Genomic DNA, 12,774 nt, shown 5'->3' on the forward strand with positions numbered 1-12,774 from the left:
ATTTTCTTTGATTTGAAGTATATTCTTTCATAGGTATTCCTTTTGTTTTATTTTAATTAATTAAATTATAAGGAATACCTACTTTTTTAAACTAAAAAAACGTGCAATATCTGTGGCTCCTAAACAAAAATAATATAATAAATGTTTAGGAGTATGAGATATTGGACATTTTTTAGTATAAAAAAAGCAGTATCCTTGTTATAATATTTTGAACATAAAACAAATAAAAAGGATGCTACTATGAAGAGAGATTATAGCACAGAATTTAAATTATTTATAGTGGATGAAGCATTAAAAACTAAAAATATTAAAAGATTTTTAAAGATAGAAGGAATAAATAAATCTACTTTTTATACTTGGCTTAAGAAATATAAAGACACTGGAACTGTCGCTAATTTTAGCACTAGACCGAAAACTTCTCCAAATATCTTTAATAATCAAGAAGCTATTAATTTAATTATTGAACTCTATACTAAAGAATATCGAGGTAAGCATTATATTAAAGCATATTTAAATCGTGAAGGCATTAATATAGGTGTTACAGCTATAGAGAATGTACTAAAAAGAAATAATCTTTGGAGATACAAAATAAAAAAGAAAAAGAAGCGATATGATAAACGAAAATTTGTCTCTAAAATACAAAAAGAGGGCAAAATAGTTCAAATAGATACCGCCTTGCGTACCTTCGGTAAAATATATCAAATTAGGCAGAAAAAGAGTTTATCAATTCACAGCTGTAGATTTAGCTGCTCGTTATAGTTGGAGAGAAATCTATGAAGATAAAACACCTTATAGTGCTTTATCTTTCTTAAAATATGTATTGAAAACTTCACCTTTTAAGATACAGGCTATACAAACGGACAATGGTATGGAATATACTTATCGCTGTATTAATACCTCTAAAATAAATATTTTTGATGAATACTGCTTAAAAAAATAAATTAGAGAGGAGATATATTCCTATAGCAACACCAAGATACAATGGTGTAGTAGAAAGTACACATAGGCTAGACCAAAAAGAATTTTATGATTTTTGTACTAAAGAATTAACTTTACAGAAAGCAAATAAAAACATACAAAAATATAATCATTTTTTCAATTATAAACGAATACATTCTGCTTTAAATTATGATACACCTATGCTATACTTTAATAAATTAAGGAATTCCTAACTGCAATATGTTTGGCACCCGTGCATGTAAAAATTAATATAATTATTGACTTTATAACAAATATTATTATAATGCTTACTTATCAAAAATTAAGGATACACAAAGGGTACACAAATGAAAAAAATATTAATTATGTTTTTTAGTTTGATATTATTATTATCTTGTAATAGTAATTCAAACAGTAATGAAAATTATAAAAATATAGTATTAGTTCAAGGGGCTATGGATATAGAAGTTGATACTATGATAGCAAGTTTAAAAGACGTAAAAGAAGAAAGATATGGTTCTTGGACTTTTTTTGTTGGAACTTTAGAAGGAAAAAATGTATTAAATAAAGTAATAGTATCTAGAACAGAAATCGGACTTGTTAATGCTTCTGCTGCCACAGCTATAGGTATAGAAAAATATAAACCTACTATTATTATTAATCAAGGCACATCTGGAGGTCATGACATTAATTTGCATTCTGGCGATATTGTTTTGGGTACTAATATAATTAATATAGGGGCTTTTAGAACAAAAAAGTCAGAAAACAGCGATCAAAATAATTGGATATTTTTAGATGATGTTCAAAGGCTTAGAGATAAGAATAATAATTCTATAACAAATATGGCATTTTATAGTGACAGCGATTTAGTTAATATAGCAAAAACTATAAATTACACAAACGGCAAAGTGATTGAAGGAACTATAGGAACTGCTGACCAGTGGAATAGAGAATTAGAAAGAATAAATATGCTTCATAACAAATACAACACTTCCGCTGAAGAGATGGAAACCGTAGCTGCAGCACAAGTGGCAAGAGCTTTTAATATACCTTTTATAGGAATAAGAATATTATCAAATACTGATTTACACAATGAAAATTTTAATCCAGAAACTGCTATTTGGGGTAATAATTTCACTATAGATTTTATTAAAGCATTATAATAAAAATAAATAACAATTCAATCATCGCTTATAAATATGTTTGAATTGTTATTTTCTTAATTATTTAATATACAAATTTAAAAATCTATTTTGTCTGGATGAAGTCCTGAACCTCCAAAATATTCTATATTGTTTATAGTATCCATATCTTCATCACTAATATTAAAATCAAAAACTTCACTATTTTCTTTTATTCTTGATGGGGTAATTGATTTTGGAAGCGGAAGTGCATTATTTTGTAAACACCATCTTATGCAAAGCTCTGCAACAGATTTTTTATATTTACCAGCAATTTCTTTTAATAAAGCATTATCAAGCATTTTGCCAGTACCAAGAGGACTCCAAGCTTCAACAAGTATATTATTATCTCTGCAATATTTGACTGTTTCTTCTTGCATAAAACCAACATGAAACTCTATTTGATTAACCATAGGTTTAATTTCTGTTTGCATTAAAGATTTCAAATGATGAGGCATAAAATTAGAAATACCTATTGATTTTATTTTTCCTTTTTTATAAAGTTCAGTCATAGCTTTCCAAGTCTCTAAATTAATATTATCCCAATCTCTAAATTGATGCTCTGATGCAGGCCAGTGTATTAAATAAAGGTCAAGATAATCAAGCTGTAAATCATTAAGAGTTTTTTCAAACGCTTTTAAGGTGGTATTATATCCTCTATCTTTATTCCAAACTTTGCTTGTAATAAATAATTCTTTTCTATTTATACCGCTTTCTTTTATAGCCTTGCCTACACTTTTTTCGTTTTTATATATAGCAGCTGTATCAATATGTTTGTAGCCTAACTTTATAGCCTCTTTTACAGAGTTTACAGCAGTTTCACCATCTGGAGTCTGCCAAGTACCAAAACCTATACAAGGAATTTTATAACCATTGCTTAATACAAAAGAATCGTTTAAAGAAGAGAAATTATTCATTTTTACACGCCTTTATAATTATTTAATTATTTAATTATTTTATTATTTTATTATATAAAAAGAAAATATGAAAGTCAAGAAGGGGATATATAATGATTATGTATAATTATAATACATGGTGTTTATTATTAGTATAATATTAATACATATAACTATTATAAGATGTATATAATTACACATATTATAAAGATTAAATAAAAAAATAAATAAAAATATGATATTTTTCATATAGTAAAATAGATTATAAGGTATATATATGGCACGTTTCTTGCATATATATAAGCGTACAGTAATTAAATGCTGAAAGAAAATTATTTAATAAAAACAATTAATTTATAAAGGAGTTAGGCGGTTTAAGAGCCGTCAATTAATTAGAATATGGATTATAATAAATATACAATAAAAGCTCAAGAGGCAGTAAATGAAGCTGCTAATATAGCTAATGGTGAAGACCATAACGAAATAAAAAGCGAGCATTTACTTCTTGCATTATTAAAACAAGAAGACGGACTTATTCAGCCATTAGTTGAAAGAATAGGCGTTCCTATAAATACATTAATAGATAAAACTCAAAGATTAGTTGATGAAAATGTAAAGGTTACAGGTGAAAATGTGCAGTTACATCTCTCTACTAATGCTGGTAAAGTTTTAGCAAAAGCAGAAAAAGAGGCTAATGCTTTAAAAGACCAATATGTATCAACAGAGCATATATTCTTAGCACTTGTTGAAGCTGACAATAAAGCAGGCGACATGCTTAGGAAAAGCGGCATAAGTAAAAAAGAAGTTTTAACTGCATTAAAAGCATTAAGAAACGGACAAAGTGTTAATAGCCAAGACCCAGAAGCAAAAATGCAGGCACTTGATAAATATTGCCGTGATTTAACAGCATTAGCAGAAGCAGAAAAAATTGACCCTGTTATAGGACGCGATGAAGAGATAAGACGCGTTATGCAGGTGTTGTCAAGAAGAACAAAAAACAACCCTGTACTTATAGGTGAGCCGGGTGTTGGTAAAACTGCTATTGTTGAAGGACTTGCAAGAAGAATAGTTTCTCAAGATGTACCTGAGGGGCTTAAAGATAAAAGGCTATTAGCTTTAGATTTAGGTGCATTAGTTGCTGGTGCAAAATTTAGAGGAGAGTTTGAAGAGAGATTAAAAGCTGTTATTACAGAGATAGAAAAATCTGAAGGCAACATAATATTATTTATAGATGAGCTTCACACACTTGTGGGAGCGGGGGCTACAGAGGGAGCAATGGACGCTTCTAACCTTTTAAAACCTGCATTAGCACGCGGAGAATTAAGAGCAATAGGTGCGACTACTTTAGATGAATATAGAAAATATATTGAAAAAGATAAGGCACTTGAGAGAAGATTCCAACAGGTTTATTGTAAAGAGCCTAGTGTTGAAGATACTATTTCAATATTAAGAGGTTTAAAAGATAAATACGAAGTTCATCATGGTGTAAGAATAAAAGACGATGCATTAGTTGCTGCTGCTGTTTTATCTAACAGATACATAACTAATAGATTTTTACCAGACAAAGCTATTGACTTGGTAGATGAAGCTGCAAGCCAATTAAAAATAGAAATAGACAGTCAGCCTACAGAACTTGATAAAATTGAAAGAAAAATATTACAGCTTAATATAGAAAAACAAGCTCTTTCAAACGAAAATGATGCAGCATCTAAAGAGAGATTAGAAAAGTTAGAAAAAGAATTATCTGAACTTTCTGAAGAACGCAACACTATGAAACTTCAATGGGATAATGAAAAAGGAAGAATTGAAGAAACTAGAAAATTAAAAGAAGAACTTGAGGCTTTAAATATAAAAGAGACTCAATATACAAGAGAAGGTAATTTAGCAAAAGCTGCTGAGATAAAATATGGTAAAATACCAGAATTACAGAAAAAATTAGAAGAAGCAGCAAAAGCTATGGAAGAAGCTAAAAACTCTGATAAGAAAAGACTTTTAAGAGAAGAGATTTCTGAAGATGATATAGCTAGAGTAATATCTGTATGGACTGGAATACCTGTAAGTAAAATGCTTACAAGCGAAAAACAAAAATACTTACAGCTTGAAGAAGTGCTACATAAAAGAGTTGTAGGACAGGATGAAGCTATTACTTCAGTTGCTGATGCTATTAGAAGAAACAGAGCAGGGCTTTCTGATGAAAACAAACCTCTTGGAAGTTTTTTATTTATAGGACCTACTGGAGTTGGTAAAACTGAACTTGCTAAGACTCTTGCTGATTTCTTGTTTAGTGATGAAAAAGCTTTAACAAGAATCGATATGAGTGAGTATATGGAGAAGTTTTCTGTTACTAGACTTATAGGAGCTCCTCCGGGGTATGTGGGTTATGATGAAGGCGGACAATTAACAGAAGCAGTAAGAAGAAGACCTTATTCTGTTATACTATTTGACGAGATAGAAAAAGCTCACCCTGATGTATTTAATGTTTTACTTCAGGTGTTAGATGACGGAAGACTTACTGACGGACAAGGAAGAATAGTAGATTTTAAAAATGCTATTATCATAATGACAAGTAATTTAGGCTCTGATTTAATTCTTGAAGCTAATGATACTAATGACATAAAAGAAAAAATTCAAGAGTTACTAAAAATGTCATTTAGACCAGAGTTCTTAAACAGAATAGATGAGATAATAACATTTACTAGACTTGACAAAAAATATATTGCTGAGATAGTAAGAAATCAAATAGTAAGAGTTGCAAACAGACTTAAAGACAGAAGAATAACTTTAGATGTAAGTAATGAGGCTATAGATTATATTGCTGATATTGGTTATGACCCTCAGTTTGGAGCAAGACCATTAAAGAGAGCTATACAGAATTATATAGAAAACCCATTAGCTAAAGAAATGTTAGCAGGAAAATATTTAGAAGGAGATACTATAAAGGTGAAAAAATCAGGAGATGGTTTGGTTTTTGAAAAATAATATTAAATAAAAGCAATATTAAGGGCTTAGTATATAAATATATGCTAGGCCTTTTTTTATTTTTTAAAATTTGTATTATTAATATAATAATTACTATAATAATTGCTGTAATAATAATTATAATTGCTTAATTGATTCTCACATTTTAATGCTACAAAATCAACTCTTCTATTTTTAAAAGTATTAGTGCTGTACTTAGGTGCAAAATAACTATATGGGTAAATCTTTACTCTTTGATGAGAAATACCAAAAGAAACTATAACATCTCTTATAACGCTTGCCCTTTGAAGAGAAAGTTTAATATTTAAATCTAATTTTTCTTTGCTTATCTCATCAGCATGCCCTTCCACTATTAATATAGCATTTCTATTATTGCTCATAAAGCTAATCATTTCATTCATTACATATGTATAATCTTCTATATTATAAGCCTTCTTTGCTCCAACTTTATAATATATTTCTTTATCCGTGTTGAGTAAATATCCTCTTTCAGTTTGAATAATACTTATATTGGTGCTTAAAACAAAATTATAATTGCATTCGCTTTCAATATTTTTAGGTTTATCCCAAGGAAAATATATTCTTCTCTCTGGTATGAAGCAGGCTATTAAAACAAAAGGAATTAAAACAAACAAAAATATTTTATAATTCATTAAATTATTAACCCCTTAAACTTTTTAAAACCTTATATTAAGCGGTATAAATGAAATAGCAAGCTGTTTTGTAAATATACCATACTCTATAGCAAAAGCCTGATAAAATATATCAAAATGAAAACCCACTCTCATGTCATAAAGCCTGTAATACATTTTATCTTCTGAATTAGGCATATATAAATCATTAACCGTTATTTCATGTCCAACAATATTAGCATAACTTCCTATGCCATTAACGCCCACTCTTGAGTTTAAGCTTCCAAATATAATATCAGCCCCAACAAGAAAAATAAGCATCTAAATATTGTATGACAGGAACTTTATCTTTCATCTTAAAACCAAATACTATTTTTGGACTTAAGGCAAAAGTTTTCCATTTAGATTCTAAAAATGCATTTCCATTAAATACAACTCCAGTATCAGTTCCGCCATTATAACCTAAATAAAGAGGAACATATACATTTCTATTGTTAGCAGACATTTTTAAATTGCCTTCATCATAATTAAAATCCATTCTTAAATCGCCGAAAAAATATTTAGTTCTAAAAAGATAAGCCTTTAAAGAAGCCCCTATATTATAGCCTAAAGATTCTATTTCAACATCATTTACAACTATGCCATAAATATCCTTAAACCCTAAAGATATTCCGCCCCTAATAGTGAGAGCCAAAGGCAAAGGTCCAAGATTAACTTGCAAATAGGTATTAATATGAGGAATGGGAAGAAGATTTAAAGATCCAGATAATGATTCATAATCGTTTTTTCTATTATTTTCTATTTTTTCTGCAGAAGATAAAGGCACATCACTATATAAATTAATACCAAAACTTCCTATAGGTGTATGCATAGGAATTAGAAGACCTGTATTATTTCCAGATGCTGCATTAAAAGCGGTTTTCTTTTTTAATGCATTTATAACTGCTGTTGCTGCATATTAGCTAATTCTAAAAAACCTAATGTAGTACCAACTAATAATATTACAGATTCATTTGTAGTAGTGTCAAGAACTCTTTCTGGATTTTGGATTATTGTCATAAGTTCTCCGAATGTAAATGTTTTTATTCCGTCATCAAAAAGTTTATTCATCTGTTCGCTTTCAATTAAAATATTTACAGTTTCTTTAGGAATATTATTATATCTGCCAGTTGATTCTACATAGGCATTAATAAAAGTTCCATAATCAATAGTTGGGATTATAGGCGGGAAAACTTGCGAGAATAAATTAAAAGAATTAAAAACAGCTAATAGAAATATAAATAATAATCTTTTTATATGTAGATACATTGCTAAATCCATGCTGTTTCATATTGATTGTTTAATTTAAATTCACTACCATAATCAAGCAACGGTATATAAGTCAAACTTAATAAATTTATTTTTTTGCAAGACATTATTAATACTAACATTAAACACACAATAGCTGCTACTTCTATTCTCATAACGAAACTCAAAATAAAAATTACATAGTAGTAATAGTATATAATATTAATATTATTTTTCAAATCATTTTACTTAGAAAAAATGAAATAATTAATGTTTTTTTGCTAAAAAATTATACCCTAACCCTTTTTGAAGCATCATCTATATCAAGATTATAAAGCTCATCAATGAATGCAACAGCAAAACTAGCAGGAGCATCAGATTTTTTTGAAGCCTTTTCACCAGCTGAAGCCATTATACACATGGCTGAAGCTGCAGCAATTAAAGGCTCAGACACCGCAAGCATAGCAGCTGTAATTGCAGTAGATGCACAGCCCATACCAGTATTTAAAGGCATTAAATGAGAACCTCCGTTTATATACAAAACTTTATCTCCGTCTGTGATAATATCAGTTTCACCGCTTATGCTTACAACGGTGTTATATTCTTTAGCTAAATATTTTCCTGATTCTAATGCCATATTAACATTAGCACTGCTGTCAACCCCTTTAGTTTTTATGCTCTCCCCAGCAAGAACCATTATTTCAGAAGCATTTCCCCTCACAATTTTAGGGCTATAATTTTTAATCAAATCAATAGCCGTTTTAGTTCTTAATTTTGTAGCTCCCGCTCCCACAGGGTCAAGCACAAAAGGCACATTTTTTTTATTAGCTATTTCGCATGCACTATGCATAGCCTCAATAGAAGTTTTTGTTAAAGTTCCAATATTAATAACAAGCGATGAAGCAATAGAAAGCATATCCTCAAACTCTTCTTTTTCAAATGTCATCACAGGAGAAGCCCCCACCGCAAGTAATGCATTAGCTGTAATTTGCATAACAACATAATTAGTAATGTTATGCACTAATGGGCATTTGGCTTTCATATCTGTGATTGCTTTAATTATTTCGTTTTGTAATGTATTCATTTTATACTCCTTATATTTTTATAATAAATATTTTTAATAATAATTTTGAAATTTACAAAAATCTATATTATTTGTGGGGACTATCCCACACAAATAATACTTTTACAAATTCAAAAAAATCAATATAACTAAAATAATCATATCAAAAATAAATATGCAAAAGGCACTGCCAATATCAAAGAAAATATTATTCTCTCTATCCATATAACTATAATATCTCTTATTCTTATTGGAATGTCAGTAGCAAGCATGCAAGGAATAGGAGCTGCAAAATAAAGTATTTCTGAAACACATACTATAGCTATTACACTTTTAGCTAATTGACTCGAATCCATAATAATGCTTGAAGAAGAAAACATTTCCACTATTGTTATAGAGCAAGCTTTAGCAACTGTATAAGCCTCATCTCCTAATCCTAATAATTTTGTAAACGGTAAAAATATATAACTAATAAAATCAAATAAAGGTGTATAATTAACTATTAGCAAACCTATAAATGTTATAGCCATAAAATTAGGCATTACAGATATTGATATTAATAAGCCTTCTTTAAGATTTTTTAATATGCCGTTTAAAAAATTATCTTGTTTGTCAGCCGCTTTTACGCCTTCATATAATGCTTTTTTAAAAATGTTTCCGCCTGTAAATTTAGGCTCTTCAATTACATCTCTATTTAAATATCCTCTGTTAGATTTATTTCTCAAAGGATAAAGTCTTACTGTAATTGCTGTAACTATAAATGTAATAGCTAAAGTTCCCCAAAAATATATATTCCATTTATCTATAATACCCAAAGTCTTAGCCACCACAACCATAAATGTAGTTGATACAGTAGAAAATCCTGTAGCTATTATGCATGCTTCTTTAGTAGAATAAAATCCTTCTTTATAAACTTTATTAGTGATAAGAAGCCCTACAGAATAACTTCCTATAAAAGAAGCTAAAGCATCTATTGATGACATGCCCGGAGTCTTCCAAATAGGACGCATTATATAACGCATAAATATTCCAACAAAAGCCATAAGACCATAATCAATAAGAAATGATAAACATAAAGCACCTATTGGTATAAGAATTGCAACTTGTGTTAATAGCCTGTATGAGAAAGGAAGCATATTAGGTTTATGAAAGTCGGCAGGACCTAATTTGAAATAAGCCATTATAATAAAAGGTATTGCCAAAAGCTTAATAATTGAAAATACTATTTCTGTTTTATTTTTATTCCAAGACTTATTTATAAACGGATATATTCCGCCAAACATTGTAATTATTATACCGTAATAAGGTTCAACAAATGGAATATTTCTTATAAAACTAACTAAATGGTCTATAGGTATTGATTTTACACCATTAATATTTATGCTTATAAAAAACATAAAAACACCTACAACACTGAAAATAATAAATTTTAAATACGATGCTCTTTTGTATTTAGCATTAGATAAATCATTGTTTTGTACAATAGTTTGTGAATTTGAAACATTATTCATAAAAATTTCCTTTATATAAATTAATAATTTTTTATAGAAACCTTAATGAAAATAATGAGTGCATAAAAATTATAAAATAAAAAAACGAGACCAATTTAAGAAAACTGATCTCGCATTTTTTAATACAAAATTATTTCCCTACACTGGCATTATCCAACAGGTTATAAGGGTCTAAGTTATTAATAAACTTACTCTCAGCCTTTTCAAGCTCCCCTAAATATAATATCTCTATTAATATTTTTGAAACATCCTAGATGAACCTCCGCAAGTTTCACAAGTTTCTGGAATTTTATCAATATAAATATTTCCGCAGTTAGGACATAAATATAAAACAATTTCAGTATTTGTATTCAAAAATTTATCTTTAATTAACTCAAATAATTTAGCATGTTCTACTTCTACTTTACCAAGTGAAGTAACAGTAGTGCTTACTAATTTATTTTGCTGTTCCATCATAACTTCAGCTAATTGAGGATATAAAATAGTAGATTCGTATACTTCGCCTTTAATAGCTACTTCCAAGTTACTTTTATCATCTGAAATTTCAACATCAAGCAATTGAGGAATAAATTTTGTCATATCTAAGGAACTTCTTAATGCTAACTTTCTCATTTTTTCAGCATGTATTCTTTCTGCTAATGCTGTAGTAGAAAATACTTTTTGAACAGCTGGATTTTTAGATGCCTTAGAAAATTGAGAATATTTATTAGCAGCATTAGATTCACCTTGAAAAATAGAAAATAGAACTTCTTCAAGAGATTTTACAGCCATATAAATAACTCCTTCAAAATAGTATCTAATATTTTTTAATGTGTTCATAAAAAAATATTTATTTATAAGTATATTACATTTAATAGTAAAAAATATCAAGTAAATTCTAATTATAATATGTTTATTTTATATTATAGTGTATTTATTTTATGATTAATTTTCTAAATTTAGAATATAAACTTTACTATAAAAATAATAAAAGGCTTATTAATATTTAAATATTAACAAGCCTTGAATGTCAAAAAATTATTAAATAAAAAAATTATTTTGTTGGGTTAGCAAATAAATGTTTTATATCAGTTTTTTCCCAAGTGAACTCTGGTAGCTCTCTTCCAAAATGTCCATAAGCAGTAGTTTTTTCGTATATTGGTCTTCTTAAATCTAATGTTTTTATTATACCTGCTGGAGTTAAATCAATTTGTTTAGAAATAATAGCAGCCAATACTTCATCATGAACTTTACAAGTACCAAAAGTATTAACATATACAGATAAAGGATCAGGAACACCAATAGCATAAGCAAATTGAACTAAAGCTCTGTCAGCAATACCAGAAGCAACAATATTTTTAGCAACATAACGAGCCATATAGCAAGCACTTCTATCTACTTTTGTAGGGTCTTTACCAGAAAAAGCTCCGCCGCCATGTGCCCCATGTCCGCCGTAGCTGTCTACTATAATTTTTCTTCCTGTTAATCCGCAGTCGCCCATAGGTCCGCCAACTACGAATGAACCTGTTGGGTTAATATAATATTTTGTGTTTTCATCAAGCATATTTTTAGGACATATTTCACTTATTACATGTTTTTTTATGTCTTCTTCTATTTGTTTATGCTCAATACCTGCAGCATGCTGAGTAGAAATAACAACAGCTTCTATTCTAGCGGCTTTACCGTCTTTATACTCTATTGTAACCTGACTTTTTCCGTCTGGTCTTAAATAGTCAACAATTTTGTCTTTTCTAACCTTTGTTAAACGTTCTGCTAATCTATGAGCTAAATGTATGCTTAAAGGCATAAAAGTTTCTGTTTCATTTATAGCATAACCAAACATTATACCTTGGTCGCCTGCACCTTCAGAAACATTTGAAGATTCAGAATTAAATAATCCTTTACCCGCACTAACACCCATATCTATATCAGGAGACTGTTCTGCAATAGACTCCATAACCGCACAAGTATCAGCATCAAACCCCATATCGCTGCTTGTGTATCCTATTCGCCTTACGGTATCTCTAGCGATTTTTTGATAATCCAATTTAGCTTTTGTAGTGATTTCTCCGGCAATGATGAGCATTCCTGTTTTTGCTAAAGTTTCACATGCAACTCTAGAATTAGGATCTTGTTTTAAACATTCGTCTAAGACTGCATCGCTTACAGCATCGCAAATCTTATCAGGATGGCCTTCTGTTACCGACTCAGAAGAGAAATGATAATTTTTTATTTCAGCCATAGTTTTACCTCTTATTAAAATAATCATTTTATTTTATATTATGTTCATATAATAGTCAATAACTT

At 29.0% G+C, this 12,774-nt stretch carries 10 protein-coding genes, 1 pseudogene and 1 riboswitch; of the genes and pseudogenes, 4 read left to right on the plus strand and 7 right to left on the minus strand.

The annotated features are described in order from the left end of the window. Nucleotides 1–240: 240 nt before the first annotated feature. The 3 genes from EPJ72_RS02105 (at nt 241) to EPJ72_RS02115 (ending at nt 2,102) form a co-directional block, all read left to right on the plus strand. Nucleotides 241–759, plus strand: coding sequence for a transposase (locus tag EPJ72_RS02105; protein WP_147730615.1), 519 nt, complete (start codon nt 241–243; stop codon nt 757–759). Nucleotides 760–962: 203 nt separating this feature from the next. Continuing rightward, on the plus strand, nt 963–1,172 hold the full coding sequence (locus EPJ72_RS13285) for an integrase core domain-containing protein (protein WP_242004884.1): 210 nt from the start codon (nt 963–965) through the stop codon (nt 1,170–1,172). A gap of 114 nt (nt 1,173–1,286) precedes the next feature. After that, entirely contained in the window at nt 1,287–2,102 is an 816-nt protein-coding gene (locus tag EPJ72_RS02115; RefSeq protein ID WP_147730616.1) for a 5'-methylthioadenosine/S-adenosylhomocysteine nucleosidase, read from the plus strand. A 77-nt stretch (nt 2,103–2,179) separates the two neighbouring features. Here the strand turns inward: EPJ72_RS02115 and EPJ72_RS02120 are convergent, their stop codons facing one another. After that, nucleotides 2,180–3,037, minus strand: coding sequence for an aldo/keto reductase (locus EPJ72_RS02120; RefSeq protein WP_147730617.1), 858 nt, complete (start codon nt 3,035–3,037; stop codon nt 2,180–2,182). Nucleotides 3,038–3,415: 378 nt separating this feature from the next. Between EPJ72_RS02120 and clpB the strand changes: the two genes are divergently transcribed. Next, entirely contained in the window at nt 3,416–5,995 is a 2,580-nt protein-coding gene (gene clpB, locus EPJ72_RS02125) for an ATP-dependent chaperone ClpB (RefSeq protein WP_147730618.1), read from the plus strand. A gap of 56 nt (nt 5,996–6,051) precedes the next feature. On the opposite strand, the gene EPJ72_RS02130 is transcribed toward clpB, so the two are convergent. The 6 genes and pseudogenes from EPJ72_RS02130 to metK all read right to left on the minus strand — a co-directional run bounded on the left by EPJ72_RS02130 (nt 6,052) and on the right by metK (nt 12,709). After that, the gene (locus EPJ72_RS02130) at nt 6,052–6,648 is read right to left on the minus strand and encodes an OmpA family protein (RefSeq protein ID WP_147730619.1); all 597 of its coding nucleotides are present in this window, start codon (nt 6,646–6,648) and stop codon (nt 6,052–6,054) included. 24 nt (nt 6,649–6,672) lie between these two features. Continuing rightward, a pseudogene (locus tag EPJ72_RS02135) lies at nt 6,673–7,935 on the minus strand (hypothetical protein). A gap of 268 nt (nt 7,936–8,203) precedes the next feature. Continuing rightward, on the minus strand, nt 8,204–8,998 hold the full coding sequence (thiM, locus tag EPJ72_RS02140; protein WP_147730620.1) for a hydroxyethylthiazole kinase: 795 nt from the start codon (nt 8,996–8,998) through the stop codon (nt 8,204–8,206). A 137-nt stretch (nt 8,999–9,135) separates the two neighbouring features. Beyond that, nucleotides 9,136–10,488, minus strand: a complete 1,353-nt coding sequence (locus tag EPJ72_RS02145; RefSeq protein WP_147730621.1) for a YjiH family protein — start codon at nt 10,486–10,488, stop codon at nt 9,136–9,138. Between the two features lie 118 nt (nt 10,489–10,606). Beyond that, a riboswitch (TPP riboswitch) is annotated at nt 10,607–10,713 on the minus strand. A 6-nt stretch (nt 10,714–10,719) separates the two neighbouring features. Beyond that, complete coding sequence (locus EPJ72_RS02150) at nt 10,720–11,259, minus strand: rubrerythrin family protein (RefSeq protein ID WP_147730622.1); 540 nt, start codon at nt 11,257–11,259, stop codon at nt 10,720–10,722. A gap of 262 nt (nt 11,260–11,521) precedes the next feature. Further along, on the minus strand, nt 11,522–12,709 hold the full coding sequence (gene metK, locus EPJ72_RS02155; protein ID WP_147730623.1) for a methionine adenosyltransferase: 1,188 nt from the start codon (nt 12,707–12,709) through the stop codon (nt 11,522–11,524). Nucleotides 12,710–12,774 lie beyond the last annotated feature (65 nt).

It is taken from the genome of Brachyspira pilosicoli, assembly GCF_008016535.1.
Taxonomy (GTDB): domain Bacteria; phylum Spirochaetota; class Brachyspiria; order Brachyspirales; family Brachyspiraceae; genus Brachyspira; species Brachyspira pilosicoli_A.